Source organism: Curtobacterium sp. 9128, from assembly GCF_900086645.1.
Lineage (GTDB): Bacteria > Actinomycetota > Actinomycetes > Actinomycetales > Microbacteriaceae > Curtobacterium.
The window spans coordinates 1,379,869-1,397,620 of the sequence record NZ_LT576451.1 but is presented as its reverse complement, the minus strand read 5'-3'; the positions used below and the strand labels follow the sequence as shown (position 1 = coordinate 1,397,620).

Here is a 17,752-nt window from a genome sequence, read left to right as displayed (position 1 = left end):
GACCCGACGTCTTCTGTTCCCTCGATGCGCTGGCGCGGCGCGCGCGTGCGCGTACGCGTACGCGTGCGCGCGTGCACGTACGCGTGCGCGCGTGCACGTGCGCGCGCTCAGGCCACCGTCCAGGTGACGAGGCGGGGATCCGTCAGCTGCACCTCGTGCACCGGCCCGGTGACCCGCAGGGTCGCACGCTCCGTCGCGGTGCCCGGCAGGGGCACTGCGGCCGACCCGTCCGACAGCGCGACGATCCCACCGGACTCGAGCGGGCCTCCCGGCCGGGACGCCGCCGCGTGGGACGCGACCCACACCTGGACGTCGCCCGGCTCGACGACCTTCCGCAGGTCGCGACCGCTGAAGGCGAAGCGCTGTACCGGCACGGTGAAGCGCACGCTGCGGGACTCCCCCGCCGGCACGTCGACCCGGGCGTACCCGAGCAGTTGGACGACCGGACGGGTGACGCTGGCGTGCACGTCGTGCCCGTAGAGCTGCACGACGTCCGATCCCTCGCGCTGCCCGGTGTTCCGGACCGTGACCGTCACGGTGAAGGTGCCGTCGGTGGTGACGGCGTCGTCGACGACCAGGTCCTGGTACGCGAAGGCCGTGTACGTCAGACCGAAGCCGAACGGGCGGACCGGTGTCGAGTCGGCGGCCGTGACGTCCGACGGACCGCCGAGCCTCGGGTGCAGGTACGTGTACGGCTGCGCGCCAGCCGCCCGGGGCAGCGAGACCGGCAGGCGGCCGGACGGCGCAACGGCACCGGTGAGGAGGTCGGCGATCGCCAGTCCCCCGCCCTCACCCGGGAAGAACGCCTGGACGACGGCAGACGGACGGGGACCCGGCCCGTCGAGCGCCCAGCCGATCGCGTACGGCCGTCCGGTGAGCAGGACCACCACCGTCGGGGTGCCGGTCGCGACGACGGCCTCGACCAGCTCGCGCTGCACGCCGGGCAGGTCGAGCGATGCCGTGTCGTTGCCCTCGCCCACGGTGCCGCGGCCGAACAACCCCGCCTGGTCCCCCACCACGACGACCGCGACCTCGGCGTCCCGCGCGACGGCGACGGCCTCGGCGATGCCGGAGCGGTCGTCACCCTCGACGGCGCAGCCGACCGCGGTCGACACCGTGCCGCCGAGAGACGCTCGCAGCGCCTCGAGCACGGTCGGGATCGCGAAGCCGAGCGGCAGGTCGGGGTGGTCGGCCAGCACGTGGTTCGCGAAGGAGTAGCACCCCTGCAGGGCCTCGGCACGGTGGGCGTTCGGGCCGATCACCGCGACGACCCCCTGCAGGGGGTCCAGGGGCAGCACACCGTCGTTCGACAGCAGGACGAGCGACTCCGCCGCCAGCTGCCGTGCGAGGTCCCGGTGCGCCGCGGTGTCCAGGTCGATGCCGGTGGGCGGCTCGTCCTCGAACACGTCCGGGTCGAGCAGCCCGAGCCGCTCCTTCTGACGGAGGACCCGCAGCACGGCACGGTCGACCAGCGCCTCGTCGACGAGACCGGCTCGGACGCGCTCGACCAGTGGCGCCAGGTAGGCGTCACCGGTGGGCAGCTCGACGTCGACCCCGGCCTCGAGTGCCATCGCCGCGGCCTCGCCACGGTCGGCGGCGATGCCGTGCATGACCTCGAGGAACGCCACCGAGAAGTAGTCCGCCACGACGGTGCCGTCGAAGCCGAGGCGGTCCCGCAGCAGCCCGGTCAGCAGGTCGGCGTTCGCCGCGACGGGCACGCCGTCGATCTCGGCGTAGGAGTTCATCACGCTCCGAGCGCCGCCGTCGAGCAGCGCCATCTCGAACGGCGGCAGGAACACGTCCGCGATCTCCCGCGCTCCGGCGTGCACGGGTGCGTGGTTGCGACCAGCCTGCGACGCGGAGTACCCGAGGAAGTGCTTGAGCGTCGCGTCGACCCCGGCGCGCTGCAGCCCCCGGACGTAGGCGGTACCGACGGTGCCGACCAGGTACGGGTCCTCGCCGATGCACTCGTCGACCCGCCCCCAGCGCGGGTCGCGGACGACGTCGAGCACGGGCGCGAGGCCCTGGTGGACCCCGAGCCGTCGCATCGAGTCGCCGATCACGGCACCGACCCGTTCGACGAGCTCCGGGTCGAAGGCGGCACCCCAGGCCAGCGGCGTCGGGAACGTGGCGGCCTTCCACGCGGCCAGGCCGGTCAGGCACTCCTCGTGCACGAGCGCCGGAATGCCCAGCCGGGTCTCCCGCTTCAGGCGCCGCTGCTCGTCCCACAGCCAGGCGGCGCGCTCGTCGGGCTCGACGGGGCGGGTGCCGTAGACGCGGGTGAACTGGCCGATGCCGTCACGGGTGATGTCCGCCAGCGTGCTGCCGTCTGACCGGGTGGTCATCTCGCCCTGCATGGGCGCGACCACGCCGTTCTGGTCGAGCCAGTAGCCGACGAGCTGCGCCGTCTTCTCCTCGAGCGTCATGGCCGCCAGCAGGGCGGCGGCGCGGTCCGGCGCGGGCGTCCGGTCCGACGGTCGGGCCGGGGCGGACGGGAGGCTCGGGTCGGCCCCGGCACGCGCCGCGGGCCGGGCGTCGGTCGCGGACGTGCCGTCGGTGGCGGACGCAGCGTCGGTCGCGGGCCGGGCGTCGGTCGCGGTGACCGGCGTCGTCGACGCGGGGCGAGCCTCCCGGCCGCCCGTGGCCGACGCTGTCGCGTCGGTCGCGGTCATCCCTTCACCGCCCCGGTCAGGCCGCCGACGATGCGACGCTGGAACACCGCGAAGAACGCCAGCGCGGGGATCATCGACAGCGACGTGAACGCGAGCACCCTTGCGGTGTCGACGGAGTACTGCGACGAGAACGCCTGCACCCCGAGCGGCAGCGTGTACGCCGACGCGTCGTTGAGGATGAACAGCGGCAAGATGTAGCTGTTCCAGCTGCCGATGAAGGCCAGGATGCCCGTCGTGACGACGCCGGGCAGGGACAGCGGCACGACCATCCGGAAGAAGAAGCCCAGGCGGCTGGCCCCGTCGATGGAGGCTGCTTCCTCGAGCTCGTCCGGGATCGCCCGCAGGAACGGCACCAGGATGATGACGGTCGTCGGCAGCGCGAACGCGATCTGCGGCAGGATGACGCCGGCCAGGCTGTTCGTCAGTCCGAGGTCCTTCACCAGCAGGTAGAGCGGCGTGATCGCGACGGTGATCGGGAACATCAGCCCGGCGGCGAACAGCGAGTACAGCGCGCCGCGGCCGCGGAACCGGTATCGGGCGAGCACGAAGCTGACCATCAGCCCGAGCACGACGACGCCGACCGTGGTGGTGACGCCGGCGATGAGCGAGTTGCCGAGCTGCTGCCAGAAGACCCCGCTGGACAGGACCTCGGCGTAGTTGCCGAAGTTCCACGGTGCCGGGAGCCCGGCGGGGCTCGCGGTGATCTGCGCGTTGGTGCGGAAGCCGCCGAGGACGATGTACGCGACGGGGCCGATGCAGACCGCGATGAACAGCAGCGCGATGAAGTACGTGCCGAGGTTGCGCTCGCGGCGGACCGGTCCGCCGTCACGGTCCCGGCGTCGTCGGGGCGCGACGATCGATGCGGTGGCGGTCATCGTGTTGCCTTCTCCGCCAGTGCGGCGACCCGTGCGCCGGCGGTGGTGGTGGTCATCGTGTTGCCTTCTCCGCCAGTGCGGCGACCCGTGCGTCGGCGGTGGTGGTGGTCATCGTGTTGCCTTCTCCGTGAGGGCGCCGGCGGTGTCGCGACGCAGGACGAACCGCTGGTAGACGAGTGCGATCGCCAGCGAGATGAGGAAGATCACCACGGCGACGGCGTTGCCGTACCCGTAGTTGCCGGAGTTCCGGCCGTTGGCGACCATGTACGTCGCCATGGTCGAGGTGCCGGCCGTCGAGGCGATGTACTGCCCCCAGATGATGTAGACCAGGTCGAACAGCTGGAGCGAGCCGATGATCGACAGGAACGCCCAGATGCGGATGGTCGGGCCGAGCAGCGGCAGCGTGATCCGCCGCTGGATCTGCCAGTAGCCGGCGCCGTCGAGCTGGGCGGCCTCGAACAGTTCCTCGGGGATGCTCTGCAGCCCGGCCAGGAACAGGATCACCGCGAAGCCGATGTACTTCCACGAGATGATCGCGAGGAGGGTCCAGATCGCGATGTCCGGGTTCGACAGCCAGTCGTTCCGCAGCGCACCGAGGCCGATCGCCTGGAGCAGGTCGTTGACCGCGCCGCTCGTGGAGAGCATCAGGCTCCACCCGGTGCCGACGATCACCTCGGAGATGACGTACGGCACGAAGATGAGCACCCGGATGAGGCCACGGCCACGGATCCGCTGGTTGAGCAGCAGCGCGAGGATGATCGCGATGGGACCCTGCACGAGCAGCGAGCCGATCACGATGAACGCGTTGTGGGTCAGCACGCCCCGGAAGTCGGGGTCGGTGAAGATGATCTTGTAGTTGTCGAGGCCGACGAAGTCCGTCGGTGCCCCGTAGCCCTGCCACTTGTAGAAGCCGTAGTAGGCGGCGAGCGCCACGGGGAGGATCACGAACCCGACGAACATGATCGTCGCGGGTCCGGCCAGCAGGGCGATCTCGACCCGCTTGCGGACGTCGGCGACCGGCTTCTTCCGGCCCCGGCCGGCCGGGGCCGACGGCGTGGTGCCGCCGGCGCCGGTCAGGTCCTTCCCCGCGCCCGTCAGCTCGCTCGAGCCGGACGGACGGGGGGCGACTGATGTGGCCATGGGTCGGGTCAGCCCTTCGCCGCGGCCTGGTTGACCGTCTTGACGATGTCGTCGACGTCGCCCTTGCCGGCGAGCAGGTCCACCACGCTGGTGTTGAGCGCGTTGCCGACGTTCTGGCCGTAGAGGGTGTCGAGGTAGTTCGACACGAACGGCGCCTTGTTGTACGCCTCGAGCACCGTCTTCAGGTAGGGCTCGGTGACGACCGACTGTGCGGACTCGTTCGCGGGGATCGCGTTGAAGGCCTTGTAGTACGCCTCCTGCACGGGCTTCTCGGTCATGTAGTTGAGGAACTCGGTGCACTGCTTCTTCGGGGCCTTCGCCGAGCACGAGTACCCGTCGACGGCACCCATCATCGAGCCGGGTGCGCCCTTGCCGCCGGAGACTTCGGGGAACGGGAAGAAGCCGAGGTCGGACAGCGGCTTGCCGTCCGGGGTGAGCGACGAGATCACTCCCGGGTCCCACGCGCCCATCAGCTCCATCGCGGCCTTGTGGTTGGCGATGAGGCCGGCCGAGCTGCCGGCGCCCTGCTGCGCAGCGGTGGTGAGGTAGCCGTCGTTGAACGGCTTCGTGTCGAAGAAGTCCTTCGTGTCCTGACCGGCGGCCTTCCAGCAGCTGTCCGTGAACTTCAGGTCCTTCGCGGCGCCGTTCAGCGTCTTCTCGCTGCACGCGCGGAGTGCGAAGTTGTAGTACCAGTGCGCGGCGGGCCAGGCGTCCTTCGCGCCGACGGCGACCGGCTGGATGCCGGCGTCCTTCAGTTTGGCGATGTCCGCGTTCAGCTCGTCCATCGTGGTCGGGGTGCCCTCGATGCCCGCCTGCTTGAAGAGGTCCTGGCTGTACCAGATGCCCTCGGGGTTCACGTCGACCGGCATGGCGTACGTCTTGCCGTCGAGCTCGTAGCCCTTGAACGCACCGGCGCTGACCTCGGACTTCGCGGTCTTCCCGATCGAGCTGGTGATGTCCATGAGCTGGCCGGCCTGCGCCATCGCGTTCATCTTGCCGCCGCCGCGCTGCAGGAACACGTCGGGGGCGGATCCCGAGTTGAGCGCGGTCTGGAGCTTGCCGTCCAGGTCCTCGTTCTGGATCGCCTGGATCTTGATCGTCACGTCGGGGTGGTCCTGTTCGAAGTCCTTGACGGTCTTCTCCCAGAACGCCTTGCCGGGCCCGGTCGTGGAGTTGTGCCAGAAGGTCATCGTGACCTTGCCGTCGCTGTCCGCGGCGTTGCCGCCGCTCGAGCAGCCGGTCGCCAGCAGTGCTGTGGCCCCGATCAGCGCGATGGCCGCCGTGGCTCGGATCTTCCTCGTCATCGTGGAGCTCCTGAAGTGTCGTCGTTGACAGCTGCGGCAGCGATCGCCGCTGCGGCATCGGGTGCCGCTGCGGCATCGGATGCCGCTGCGGCATCTGGTGCCGCTGCGGCATCGGCTGCCGCTCCGGAGAGCGTGCCAGGCGCTGTGGTGCTTTGTCAATCGATATCGATAACGTTTTCTAACGCGTGGACCGCGGTCGTTCGCCGGGGGCATCGGCGGTACGGTGAGCACATGGAGACCGCTCCCGGTGTGGACAGCAGCCCTGGGCGGGCGACGATCGCGGACGTCGCACGGGCAGCAGGGGTGTCGATCCCGACCGTCTCCAAGGTCGTGAACCATCGCGACGGCGTCGCCCCCGCGACCATGCTGCGCGTGCAGGAGGTCGTGGAACGCCTCGGGTACGAGACGTCCCTCGTCGCGCGGAGTCTCCGGAGTTCACGCACCGGGGTGATCGGCATCCTCGTCCCCGAGTTCGAGCCGTTCTCCACGGAGCTGCTCCGCGGGATCTCGTCCGCGACGACCGGCACCGGCTACGAGCTGCTCGCCTACGCCGGACTCCTCACGGGCGCGAGCCAACCCGGATGGGAACGGCGATCGCTCTCCCGGCTCTCCGGCACCCTCATCGACGGAGCGATCGTCGTGACGCCGTCGACCGCGCTGCCGAGCTCGTCGATCCCCGTGGTCGCGATCGACCCGCACACCGGGCCGGAGGGACACGCCACCGTCGACACCGACAACGAGGGCGGCGCACGCATCGCCGTGGAGCACCTCCTCGCGCTCGGGCACACGCGCATCGCGCACATCCACGGCCGCGCCGACCTCGCGTCCGCACAGTTGCGCGAGGCCGGGTACCGCGCCGCCCTCGCCGCCGCGGGGATCCCGGTGGACGACGCGCTCCTCCGGGCAGGCGACTACCAGGAGGGCAACGCGGCCGCCGTCGCCCGGGAACTCCTCTCCGGCCCGCACCGCCCCACCGCGGTGTTCGCGGCGAACGACTCCTCCGCCATCGGTGTGCTGCACGCGGCCGCCGACCTCGGACTCCGCGTCCCCGAGGACGTCTCCGTGATCGGCTTCGACGACGTCCCGCAGGCGTCGATGACCACACCACCCCTGACGACGGTCGCACAGCCGCTCGCGGAACTCGGCGCGAGTGCGGTGGAGATGCTGCTCTCGATGCTCCGCGGCGAGCCGACCCCCGAGCACGTCCGGCTCGCGACGACCCTGCAGGTACGACGGAGCACCGCGCCGCCGGCAGCCGACTGACCGCTCGGGACGATCAGCGGCGCAGTGTCTGCTTCGGGTACTCGCCGAACCGGTCGACGTACGCGGCGGAGAACCGCCCGAGGTGCGCGAACCCCCACCGACGTGCGACGTCCCCCACCGTCACCGACTGTGGATCGAGTGCGAGCAGGTCGTCGCGGACCCGGTCGAGCCGGATCTCGCGGAGGTACGTCAGCGGGGAGACGCCGAGCACCCGCGCGAAGGACTCCTGCACCGACCGGACGCTGAGCCCGGCGACATCGGCCAGGTCCGCCACCGCGATCGAGTCGCGGACGTGGGCGTGGAGGTACTCGACGACGGACTTGAGCCGTGCGTTCCGTGGGCTCGAAAGCTCGGCGGGCAGCGCGTCCAACCGCGGCGGGAACATCGTGAGGAACGCCTCGGCGGCCGAGTGCTTCGCGGAGGCCCAGGCGTCGGACTCCACACCGTCACGCAGTGCGCGCGACAGGGCACCGAGTGCTTCGCGCCAGGGGCCGAGCGCCGCGTCGTCGACGACGCGGACGCGGTCGAACACGAGCGGACCGGAAGCGGCGCCGTACCGTTCGGCGGCGACGATCTCGACGAACGCGCGTCCGAGGTGCACCAACCGCTGGTCGTGGTCGGTGCCGACGAAGACGTACTCCCGGTCAGACGGTGACAGCACGGGTTCGTCGTGCCGCAGCTCGAAGCGCGCCCCCGTCGCGTCGATGACGACGGAGCCGTCGGTGGTCCACCGCACGACGTGGTCGTCACCTGGTGGCACGAGACCCCGCAGCAGACCGCGTATCCGTGAGCGACGGATCGTGACCTCGTCGTCGCCCACCGCGGAGTACCGGAACGAGTACTCGTCCCCCGTGCGCCGCGAACTCCACTGCCGGCCGACGTCGACGGCCGCGAGCTCACGGATCGCGGTCTCGGGATCGCGGGCAGCGATCTCGATGCGGATCATCTGGTCCATCAGCCGAGCACCCGCCACGCCGCGGGGCGGCATCCACGCGGGTCCGCGCGATCTGGATACGCTGTGCCGACGGCGCCCGCGTACCCTGACGCGCAGCCGCACGGCGCAGAGGAGGCACCCCGGTGACGGGCAGCGAGACCGACCTCGATGCCGCCCTGACACGACTCGAGGCGACGGCGACGTCGTTGCGATTGCGTCTGCGCGACCACATGGGTGTCTCCGGCGTCGACCTCACGGTGGTGCAGTTCGTGTCCCGCGCCGAGTCCGCGGGGCGTCCCGTCCGCGTGAAGGACCTGTCGAGCCACCTCGGCATCACGGGCCCCGCGGTGACCACGGCGGTCGACCGGCTCGAGCGGTCCGGACACCTGCAGCGACGACCGAACCCGGAGGACGGACGCAGCCGGCTCATCGAGCTGACGGACACCAGCCGAGCACGCTACGCAATCGCCATGGACAGCACGAACGAGCATCTGCACGAGCTGATGGCCTCCTTCTCGGATCGGGACAGGGCCAAGTTCGTGCGCATCATCGAGCGCGTGATCACGGCGCTCGACGGCGGCGCCCCCAGGCCCTGAACGGCAGAGTAGAGGGAGCAGTGCCCTCGGCTCGTCTGATTGTCCACGGAGCGCAACAAGGTAATTCTTCTACCTAAATCCGGTCGGCCCGCAGCGCGGCGACGTAGCCTCGCCGCGGGGATGCAGACGGGGAACGGATGAGGAGCGGAAGGACCATGAGCAGCTACGACACCGAGCCGGGCATCGAGCCGGTCCGCATCACGACGTTCCGGCGCATGCGCCGCAAGTGGAAGTTCGGCGAGGAGCAGACGGACGAACCCGGGCTCTTCGACGACCTCTTCACGGAGACCACGCGGCAGCGCTGATCGCCGACGGACAGGAGGCACGGTGCCGGCTGGCACCGTGCCTCCCGTCCGTCACGCACGTGCGTTCCGACCCATGGCGGGCGCGATGGGAGGCGGAATCGCGCGTAGGTGGTCGAACGTTCCGACCGCCTACGCGCGATTCGACCCACTACGCGCGATTCGACCGCCCGCGGACCGCACCAGGGCGGGCGTCAACGCGGGATCACGCTGAACAGGAACTTCTTGCGGACCATGTACCAGGCGAGCAGGATCAGCGCCGAGTGGGTCGCGAAGCCGATCCAGGCGTTGCCCCAGTCGACACCGGGGATCGACGCGATCGCCAGCGCGAAGAACACCTGCCAGACGAACACGTAGAGGCTCGCCTGTCCGATCGGGATCCACAGCCACCCGATGGCCGCCGCGATCGGCTTCCAGAACACCGTGAGGATCGCGTACGAGACGACGGCGAAGAACGCGATGTCGACCAGTCGGCCCCACTGCAGGTCGACGCGCTGGTACGCGGTGTTGTACAGGTCGTCGTACATCGACGCGGGGAACGGCACGGGCGTGAACCCGAGGTGGTTCGCCGCCCAGACGTAGACCAGGAACCCGGCGTAGCCGCAGATCCCGATCCCGACGAGGACCTTGCCGAGCCGACCGGTCAGCGCGCCGACGATCTGCCGCCGGTAGTAGCCGAGCACCAGCCCGTGGGTGAACACGACCTGCCAGGTGAGCAGCGGGAAGACGGACTCGAACTGCGAGTGCAGCGGCTGGAACGCCGGAACGAGGGCCTGGAAGACGTACAGCGCCCAGCTGACGAGGAGCACCGCCCACCAGAAGCCGCGGCGGATCACCCAGAGCAGCGGCGGGATGAACAGGCTCAGCACCACGAAGAGCCCCATGATGTTGAACGGCCACGGGCCCATCTCGAGCAGCAGGAACTGCCGGATCGCGTACCAGGGCGGCGGGTAGGCGAGCAGCTGCATCGCGTTCGGGTAGAGGTCGTAGACGCGCCCCTCTGCGCCGACGCCGCCGGTGCCGGTCCCCCGGTCCGTGAACGTCGTGATCGCATCGGTGTTCAGGAACGGCACGAAGCTCAGCGCGAAGACGACCGCGATCACCGCCAGCGTGACGAGGTACTGCTTGCGCGCACGCTTCCACGCGCCGACCGCGGCCACCCACTCGCCGAACTTCTTGATCGCCAGCGGGTACGTCATGCCGAGGACCATGCCGGACAGGAACACGAACATCTCCGCGCCGGTGATCGCTCCGACGGCGTGCAAGGTGATGTACGAGTACGGGCCGCCGATCTCGATGTGCGTGATCACGACCGCCAGGATGATGAACCCGCGGAACAGGTCGAGCCGCAGGTCGCGCCCCGGCTTGCCGTCGTCGGGGTACCGCCAGCTCGGCAGCAGCCTGCCGAACACCCCGCTCAGCAGGAACACGATCGCCAGTGCGACGGCGCACCAGACGATCCACGCCATCTGGTCACCGCCGGTGTCGAGCTGCTGGTTCGTCGCTGCGTTGCCGTCCTGCGGGGTCACCCGTTCGGTGACCGGACCGAACACGAACCGGTCCGCGGCCCGCAGGTCCGTGCGGAACGACCCGGCGATGCCCGGTACGGCCGTGTCGCGCCAGTCGGCCACGCGGTTGCCGGCCTCTGGCTCCCGACGGTTGGTCTCGAGGAAGGTCACACCCCGGATGAGCGGTCGGTCCTCGAGCGCCGTGAAGACCTGTCGCCACCACCCCTGCTTGACGTCGAGCTCCGCGGCACCCTGCAGCGAGTGGTCGTAGAGCGCCCCGGTGTCGAGGAGCATCGGGCGGTCGTGCCCGACGGCGAAGCGGTCGTAGAAGTCGCCACGCGACTGTGACTGCTCGTACCCCCAGGTCTCGTCGAACCGCGCCTGGACCTCTCCGGACTCCGGCACGTCGTTCGTGGTGAGCGGGACGTCGCGGCCAGCGGCTTCCGTCGCCTTGCCCTTGCCGAAGTAGTACATGGACAGGCCGACCCAGTCGACCGAAGCGTCGCCCGGCCAGTACGGCTCGTACGGGTCGTCGGCGGCGGTGAGCTGTCCGTCGCCGTTCGTGTCGAGCTTCGAGACGTCGGTCGCGGAGAGGTCCTGCAGCCGTCCGGCGGACTCGCCGAACGGGTACCCGGCACCGTACGACGGTGACCACACCATCGCCGCGTCGGAGCTCCCCGCGTGCACCTGGGCCGCCAGCGTGCGGAACGCCGTGACGAACTGCGTCGGCTGCTGCCCCCACCGCACCCACGTCCCGTTCATCTGTGGCGCGAACCGGACCAGCACCGTCGTGTCGTACTGCCGGTGGATCTCCTGCAGCAGCTCGTTGGCGTGCCGGGCGTCTGCCGTGGTCAGCGACCGGAGCGACACGTCGGGTTCGAGGCTCACGACGAGGGTCGCGCCCTGCGTCGCAGCAGCCCGGGTCGAGCGGAGCAGTTCTCGTTCGGCGCTCCGGTCGATCGGGTAGTCGATCTCGACGCCGTAGCTGGAAGGGGTCGCTCCGAGTCGGCCCTCGTACCCGTCCGGTGCGTCGGCGCCCCAGTCGAGGTCTGGTCCGAACCAGGTCTTCCCGGTGGCGGGCTGCGCTGGCGTCGACGCCGTGACGGCCTGTGCCGGCAGCGCTCCGCCGATGAGCAGGCTCGCCGAGGCGACGAGGACGGCGACCGTGCGGACGAGCACTCCCCTCACCGCGCGCACACCAGGGTCCAGACGTTGTGGCCGTCCTCGTGCCGGTGCTCGAGGCGGTCGAGTGCGGCGATCGCGAGCGCCAGGCCACGCCCGCTCTCGGCGTCGACGTCGGCCATCGTCACGGCGCTGAGGTCGACGTCCGCCGGCCTGCCGTTGTCGCGGAGCACCGCCGTCACGGCGTGCTCGGTCTCGGCGAGCTCGACCGAGTACCGCCGTCCGGCCTCCTGGTCGGTGCGGAGGGTGTGCTCGACGATGTTCGCAGCGATCTCCGCCACGGCGGTCTCGAGCGCGAAGCGGAGGCGGACGTCGTCGATGCCGAGGGTGTCCCACCACGCGGCGAAGCGGTCCTGCACGGTGTCGAGCGACTCCACGGTCGCCGGCACGTCGAACGCGGCGGTCACAGCGGGCCCCCGGCGGTGCTCGACTCGTGCTCGGACTGCACCGCGGTCGACGGGCCGCGGTAGAGCACGGCTCGGATCACGATGCTGAAGATGCACAGGTCGAACACCACCCACGCGGTGTTCACGAGCGGAGCGATCCCGGAGGCCTGGCCGCTGAGGTAGCGGATGCCGATCAGGATCAGCGCCGCGACGAGCGCGCCCATCGCGAACAGCTGCGGTCGGACCAGGTCCCATCGCGGCTTCTGCTCGGTCTCGTCGCGCACCTTCGGCGTCACCCGGAACCCGAGCGGCTTGCCGCGGAACACGTTCTCGAACGCACTGGTGACGCTCTCGATCCACACCGGGAACAGCGCGAGCGAGTACTGCTGCCCGCGCCAGGTCGGTCTGCCTGCGGCCACCACCCAGAAGAGCAGCTGGTTGAGGACCAGGAACGGGATCAGCCGTGCGAAGAAGTCCACGCTGTAGGCCTGCACGGGCACGACCCCGAACGACAGGCAGAGCACCGGAGCGGCGATGTAGACGATCGCCGCGAACCCCGACAGGTAGCTCCACATCGTGGAGAAGTACATGAGGCGCTGCCCGAACGACAGCCCCTTCTGCACGAGCGGGTTCTCGCGGAAGAACACCTGCATCGTGCCCTGCGCCCACCGGAGTCGCTGCACGAGCATCGTCGGCAGGTCTTCCGGCGCCAGGCCCTTCGCGAGGATCTCGTCGTGGTAGGCGGATTTCCAGCCGAGGCCGTGCAGGCGCATCGCGGTCGCCATGTCCTCGGTCACCGAGATCGTCGCCAGCGGCATGATCGCCTGCGCCTCGTCGCCACGGTTGACGTCGACCGCCCGCGCGAGCACGGCGATCGACTCGATCGCGGCGACCGGTGACGCGCCGCGCTGCCCGAGCACGTCGAGCGCCGCGTCGTCGAGCCCGGCGAACGTGCCCGCGTCGGTGGACATCGCCGCGAGTTCCTGCAGGTCGTTGCGCACCGATTCGAGGTCGTTCGCCGCGAACCGGAAGGCGATCGCGTCGATGCCGCGCTGGAACTCGTACGTGACGTCGCCGAGGGGCTCCCCGCGGGTGATCGCGTCGCGGGCCCGGTCGACCACGGCCTCGGCGTCGTCGAGCGCCCCGAGCACGCGGTCGTCGGTCTCGGTCTCCCGCGCACGGGACAGCAGCTTGCGCGAGGTCTTGATCGTGCGCTGCACGGACGCCTCGACCTCGGTGACGTAGCGCGAGATCCCGAGCTGCATCAGCGCTTCACGACGGAGGATCGCGTTCGACCCGCAGAAGAACGCGGCGTTCCAGCCGTCCTTCGACTGCTGGATGGGGCCGTAGAACAGGGGCGCCTGGCTGCCGAGCAGGTCGGCGTCCGGCACGTTCTCGAACCACTGCGGCGTCTGCACGAGCGCCATCTGCGGGTCCTTGAAGTAGCCGAGCGTGCGGTCGAGGATCGCCGGGTCGGGGACCTGGTCGGCGTCGAGGATGAGCAGGAACTCGCCCTGGGTGGCGAGCAGCGCGTTGTTGAGGTTGCCGGCCTTGGCGTGACGAGGTCGGTCGATCCAGTCCTGTCCGCGCGTGATCACGCCGATGCCGAGCTCCTCGGCAGCCCGGCGCATCTCGGGGCGGTTGCCGTCGTCGAGGATCCACGTGGCGTGCGGGTAGGTGATCGCCTTCGCGGCCGTGGCGGTCCGCACGACGAGCTCGACCGGCTCGTTGTACGTCGTGATGAAGACGTCGACGGTGACGTCGGTGCTCGGTGTCGTCGGCGGTTCGCCACGCTCGCGGAGCCGCCAGGCGCCGAAGGCGAAGAGCAGCGAGTCGATGACGCTGTAGGTCTCGGCGAGGATCAGCGGCACCGCGATCCACCAGGAGTGCCAGTTCACGGACGCGGCCCAGCGCCACGCCACGTAGTTGATGCCGGCGAGCGACGCGAGGAGCGCGACGGTGCGGACCGTCACGATGCGACGACGAGCGGTCCCCCGCCCGAGTCGACGGCGGTCCTGCCTGCTGACGTCGAGCGAGGTCATCGGTGGGCCCCGACGGGCGTCGTGCTGCGCTGCAACTTGCCTCCTGATCACGGCTGCGGGTGGTTGGTCCGGCCGTCGGGTCGGTCTCGGCGTCGGGACCTGTCTACCCCAGGAGCGCCCGGCGCGTCAGCGTGCCGCCCCGATCTGGGGATGATCCGCACCGTCCACAGCGGGACTGGGAGCTCCTGATGCCACCGCGACGAACCCGATGTCCGCCGCGAGCCGCTCCGCGACGAGGTCGAAGTACGCGGCGTGGTCCGACACCGATCCGACGTAGTGGCCGAACAGCTCGAACGACACCGTGCCGAAGAGCGACGTCCACGCCATCAGCGTCCGCATGACCACCTCGTCGTCGATGTCCTCCACGTACCCGAGCGCCCGGATGTACGCCACCGCATCGGCCACCACCGGCCCCGCCGACGGCCCGGCCGCAGCGGGGCCCGACATGGCAACCCCGGGTGCCGGCGCACCTGCCGGAGCCGACCCGGGCCTCCCGACCGTCGCGTCGAGCGCGATCCGGACCAGCACGAGCGTCGCCCGTGTGGCGGGCTCGATCGTCTCCTGCGGCGCTGCGTACCCGGGGACCGGGCTGCCGTAGAGCAGCGCGAAGTCACCGGGGTGTCCGACCGACCACTCCCGGATCGCGCGGCACGCCGCCATCCACCGACCGCCGACGTCGGTCAGGTCGCGCGACGCGTCCGCGCGCTCGACGGCCGCGCCGAGCTCGTTGTAGTCCTGCACGAGCAGCGCGGTGAGCAGGTCGTCGCGACTCGGGAAGTACCGGTAGGTCGCGGACGAGACCATGCCGACGTCGCGCGCCACCGCACGCAGGCTCAGCTGGGCCGGCCCCTCCTCGGTGAGTCGCGCCCGGGCCGCGTCGAGGATGCGCGTCCGGATCGTCTCGCGAGCGAGGTCACGTGCGGTCGGAGCCCGGTCTGCCATGCCCCCACCCTGCCACGGGAGAGCACTGCACACAAGAGAGAGCACTGCTCTTGCTTTTGTCTCGGAGCGATGTCATGCTCGAGGGGACGAGAGCACTGCTCTCCCAATCGATCCGAAGGGACACACCATGTCGGAGCTCCACCTGGTCATCGGCGCCGGACCCGTCGGCCGGCACGTCGCGGAACTGCTCGCGGCCCGCGGCGAGCGCGTCACGGTCGCCACACGCTCGGGTCGGGACACCGGCCTGGAGGCTGTCGGTCACGTCGCCCTGGACGCCTCGGATCCCGAGGCGCTCACCCGGGCCGCCGACGGTGCGGCGGTCCTGTACAACTGCGCGAACCCGGGGAACTACACGCAGTGGGAGGCGAACTGGCCCCCACTCGCGGCCTCGCTGCTGACGGCGGCCGAGCGGACCGGGGCCGTGTACGCGATCACCGGCAACCTCTACCCGTACGGGCCGGTCGGCTCCCCGATGCGCGAGGGCATGCCGGATGCCGCCACCGACCACAAGGGCATGCTCCGGGCGCGGATGTGGCACGACGCGCTCGAGCTGCACCGGGCCGGACGGATCCGCACCGTCGAGGTCCGCGGCTCGGACTACCTCGGCCCGGGCATCGGCGAGAACGGGCACATCACCCGTGTGCTGCCCGCGGCACTGCAGGGCAAGGCGGTGACGATGATCGGCCGCACCGACCTGCCGCACACCTTCACGGACGTGCTGGACGTCGCCAGGACGATCGTCGCCGCGGCGACCGACGAGCAGGCGCTCGGCAGGGTCTGGCACGTCCCGTCGAACCCGCCGAGGTCGCAGGTCGAGGCGCTGACCGACGTGCTGGCCGCCGCGGGGAAGCCCCCGGTGACGGTGCGGCGGCTACCCGCTGGTGCGATCCGCGCGATCGGGCTCGTGTCGCCGATGATGAAGGAGGTCGCCGAGATGAGCTACCAGTGGACCGCGCCGTACGTGCTCGACGACACGGCGTCCCGCGAGTACTTCGGCATCGAGCCGACCCCGTGGGACGAGGTCTGCCGCCGGACGGCCGGTCTCGCCTGACGCGGCCGGGCGCACTGCCCGCGGACGCTTGGGCCGAACCGCGCGTAGCAGGCGGAATCGCGCGTAGGGGGTCGGAAATCCGGACCTCCTACGCGCGATTCGACCTCCTACGCGCGATTCGGCAGCCGGCCCGGCCCGCACCCGGCCCGCCCGGGGGCAGCGTGGCTAGATCACCAGCAAGCGGGAGAACTGCGCGGTGGACAGCTGCTGCGCTGCACCCCCGGCAGCCGGGACCCGCCACAGCCCGGCGGTCGGTGCCTGGTCGACGTCGATGAACACGTCGCCGGCCTCGTCAGCGGCGCCGACGTTCGATCCGCGCGACCCGGCGGTCAGCCCGGACACGGGGACCGACGACGTCGTGCCGTCGAGCGCCCGGACGAGCAGCGACGGGATCGACCGGTCGACGGAGCACTGCCCGGAGTTCTCGGCGGGCGAGGTGCACCACTCCTTCGACTGCAACAGCCGGAACGACGACGAGTTCGTCGCGCCGTACTCGAACGCCAGCCGCGGTTCGGCCGAGACCCACGTGGTCGCCCCGGCGGGCAGCGCGGCCCAGATGTACGAGCCAGCTCCACCGGGCGAGCTCCAGTCGATGTACAGCCCACCGTGGGCGTCGGCGAGGAGCGCCCGCACGTAGCCGAACACCCCCGTCGCGCCGGAGCTGATGGTCCTGGTGGTGGTCGTCCCCGCCGGGGTCCTCGTCACGACCGAGGCCGTCGTCGTCGTGCTCGTCCAGGTCGACACGGTGCCGTCCCGTCCGACGGCCCAGAGGGTCGTGGTGCCCGAGTTCGGCACCGGCCCGAAGGACACCCACGGCGTCGCGGGCCCGCCCGCCCTGGCGAGCCTCACAACCCCGCCGGTGACGCTGTCCACCCAGTACAGGTTGCCCGTGAGGTCCGTCCGGAGATCAGCGGTGAGGTGCAGGCCCGTCGCGATGGTCTGTGCAGCGCCCCCGCCCTCCGGGTACATCACGATGGCGGTCCGGTCGGCCGACGGCACGAACACGTCGCCTTCGTCGTTCGCCGTGTAGCCGGCACCGTTCGGCGCGATGGTGGCCGGTGTGCCGGTCCCCGTCGTCGGGAAGCGGACGACGTTCCCTGCCGCGTCGAGCGCGAACAGCGACTGCCCCACCGGAGCGGGCGCGACCGGCTGGTACCGCACGGTCGCGGCCGGGCCGGGGCCCCTCGTGCCGACCGCCCGCACGGTGAAGGAGTACGTCGTACCGGCCGTCAGGTCGCCGAAGTGGTCGGACCGCGCCGATGCGCGCAGCAGGTCGACCCCGTGCCGCGGCTGGTGCTCGGCCGGACGGACGGTGACGGCCCACCCGAGCACCTTCGCGCCGGACCGTGGCAGGCCCCACGTGACGTCGGCATCGGTCGCCGTACCGGTCACCGACACCGAGGTCGGCGTCCCCGGCGTGCTGGAACGTGGTGCCGCCTGCGCCGGGAGTGCCCCGGCGACGACGAGCACGGCCGCCGCTGCGGCGGTGAACACTGCTCTGTACACGATCGATCCCCTGTCCGCGCGGCTCCCTGCGTCGCGCACGCGGCCAGCG

General features: G+C 70.9%; 14 protein-coding genes. 4 read left to right on the top strand and 10 right to left on the bottom strand.

The window, feature by feature from the left end; all coding sequences use genetic code 11:
- Positions 1-107: 107 nt before the first annotated feature.
- The 4 genes from QK288_RS06840 to QK288_RS06825 form a co-directional block, all read right to left on the bottom strand.
- Complete coding sequence (locus QK288_RS06840; RefSeq protein WP_281267669.1) at positions 108-2,426, bottom strand: glycoside hydrolase family 3 N-terminal domain-containing protein; 2,319 nt, start codon at positions 2,424-2,426, stop codon at positions 108-110.
- A gap of 242 nt (positions 2,427-2,668) precedes the next feature.
- Complete coding sequence (locus QK288_RS06835) at positions 2,669-3,547, bottom strand: carbohydrate ABC transporter permease (protein ID WP_281267057.1); 879 nt, start codon at positions 3,545-3,547, stop codon at positions 2,669-2,671.
- Positions 3,548-3,655: 108 nt separating this feature from the next.
- The gene (locus tag QK288_RS06830) at positions 3,656-4,687 is read right to left on the bottom strand and encodes a sugar ABC transporter permease (RefSeq protein WP_281267056.1); all 1,032 of its coding nucleotides are present in this window, start codon (positions 4,685-4,687) and stop codon (positions 3,656-3,658) included.
- Between the two features lie 8 nt (positions 4,688-4,695).
- Positions 4,696-5,991 carry an extracellular solute-binding protein gene (locus QK288_RS06825; protein WP_281267055.1) on the bottom strand — a complete coding sequence of 432 codons (1,296 nt, stop codon included), beginning with the start codon at positions 5,989-5,991 and terminating at the stop codon, positions 4,696-4,698.
- Positions 5,992-6,222: 231 nt separating this feature from the next.
- On the opposite strand from QK288_RS06825, the gene QK288_RS06820 reads away from it, so the two are divergent.
- Complete coding sequence (locus tag QK288_RS06820) at positions 6,223-7,254, top strand: LacI family DNA-binding transcriptional regulator (RefSeq protein WP_281267054.1); 1,032 nt, start codon at positions 6,223-6,225, stop codon at positions 7,252-7,254.
- A 13-nt stretch (positions 7,255-7,267) separates the two neighbouring features.
- Here the strand turns inward: QK288_RS06820 and QK288_RS06815 are convergent, their stop codons facing one another.
- A complete protein-coding gene (locus QK288_RS06815) occupies positions 7,268-8,209 on the bottom strand; it encodes an AraC family transcriptional regulator (protein ID WP_281267053.1) in 942 nt (313 codons plus the stop codon).
- A gap of 122 nt (positions 8,210-8,331) precedes the next feature.
- Between QK288_RS06815 and QK288_RS06810 the strand changes: the two genes are divergently transcribed.
- Entirely contained in the window at positions 8,332-8,784 is a 453-nt protein-coding gene (locus QK288_RS06810; RefSeq protein WP_281267052.1) for a MarR family transcriptional regulator, read from the top strand.
- A 155-nt stretch (positions 8,785-8,939) separates the two neighbouring features.
- Positions 8,940-9,089: a hypothetical protein gene (locus QK288_RS06805; protein ID WP_281267051.1), complete on the top strand. Its 150-nt coding sequence runs from the start codon at positions 8,940-8,942 to the stop codon at positions 9,087-9,089.
- A gap of 191 nt (positions 9,090-9,280) precedes the next feature.
- On the opposite strand, the gene opgC is transcribed toward QK288_RS06805, so the two are convergent.
- From opgC to QK288_RS06785, 4 genes are all read right to left on the bottom strand, one after another.
- Positions 9,281-11,773 (bottom strand): OpgC domain-containing protein, encoded by a 2,493-nt coding sequence (opgC, locus tag QK288_RS06800; RefSeq protein WP_281267050.1) that lies wholly within the window; start codon positions 11,771-11,773, stop codon positions 9,281-9,283.
- Between the two features lie 5 nt (positions 11,774-11,778).
- A complete protein-coding gene (locus QK288_RS06795; protein ID WP_281267049.1) occupies positions 11,779-12,183 on the bottom strand; it encodes an ATP-binding protein in 405 nt (134 codons plus the stop codon).
- The gene (locus QK288_RS06790) at positions 12,180-14,204 is read right to left on the bottom strand and encodes a glycosyltransferase (protein WP_281267048.1); all 2,025 of its coding nucleotides are present in this window, start codon (positions 14,202-14,204) and stop codon (positions 12,180-12,182) included. Before QK288_RS06790 ends, QK288_RS06795 begins: the two co-directional genes overlap by 4 nt.
- Positions 14,205-14,330: 126 nt before the next feature.
- Positions 14,331-15,146: a TetR/AcrR family transcriptional regulator gene (locus QK288_RS06785; RefSeq protein ID WP_281267047.1), complete on the bottom strand. Its 816-nt coding sequence runs from the start codon at positions 15,144-15,146 to the stop codon at positions 14,331-14,333.
- A gap of 127 nt (positions 15,147-15,273) precedes the next feature.
- Here QK288_RS06785 and QK288_RS06780 point away from each other — a divergent pair, with 127 nt between their 5' ends.
- On the top strand, positions 15,274-16,197 hold the full coding sequence (locus QK288_RS06780; RefSeq protein WP_281267046.1) for an NAD-dependent epimerase/dehydratase family protein: 924 nt from the start codon (positions 15,274-15,276) through the stop codon (positions 16,195-16,197).
- A gap of 165 nt (positions 16,198-16,362) precedes the next feature.
- Here the strand turns inward: QK288_RS06780 and QK288_RS06775 are convergent, their stop codons facing one another.
- Entirely contained in the window at positions 16,363-17,703 is a 1,341-nt protein-coding gene (locus QK288_RS06775) for a fibronectin type III domain-containing protein (RefSeq protein WP_281267045.1), read from the bottom strand.
- Positions 17,704-17,752 lie beyond the last annotated feature (49 nt).

What these genes read in the sequence shown, in the direction of transcription:
- QK288_RS06840 (WP_281267669.1), bottom strand. Translation starts at nt 2,426, where the DNA reads ATGACGCTCGAGGAGAAGACGGCGCAGCTCGTCGGCTACTGGCTCGAC.
- QK288_RS06835 (WP_281267057.1), bottom strand. Translation starts at nt 3,547, where the DNA reads ATGACCGCCACCGCATCGATCGTCGCGCCCCGACGACGCCGGGACCGT.
- QK288_RS06830 (WP_281267056.1), bottom strand. Translation starts at nt 4,687, where the DNA reads ATGGCCACATCAGTCGCCCCCCGTCCGTCCGGCTCGAGCGAGCTGACG.
- QK288_RS06825 (WP_281267055.1), bottom strand. Translation starts at nt 5,991, where the DNA reads ATGACGAGGAAGATCCGAGCCACGGCGGCCATCGCGCTGATCGGGGCC.
- QK288_RS06820 (WP_281267054.1), top strand. Translation starts at nt 6,223, where the DNA reads ATGGAGACCGCTCCCGGTGTGGACAGCAGCCCTGGGCGGGCGACGATC.
- QK288_RS06815 (WP_281267053.1), bottom strand. Translation starts at nt 8,209, where the DNA reads ATGGACCAGATGATCCGCATCGAGATCGCTGCCCGCGATCCCGAGACC.
- QK288_RS06805 (WP_281267051.1), top strand. Translation starts at nt 8,940, where the DNA reads ATGAGCAGCTACGACACCGAGCCGGGCATCGAGCCGGTCCGCATCACG.
- QK288_RS06790 (WP_281267048.1), bottom strand. Translation starts at nt 14,204, where the DNA reads ATGACCTCGCTCGACGTCAGCAGGCAGGACCGCCGTCGACTCGGGCGG.
- QK288_RS06785 (WP_281267047.1), bottom strand. Translation starts at nt 15,146, where the DNA reads ATGGCAGACCGGGCTCCGACCGCACGTGACCTCGCTCGCGAGACGATC.
- QK288_RS06780 (WP_281267046.1), top strand. Translation starts at nt 15,274, where the DNA reads ATGTCGGAGCTCCACCTGGTCATCGGCGCCGGACCCGTCGGCCGGCAC.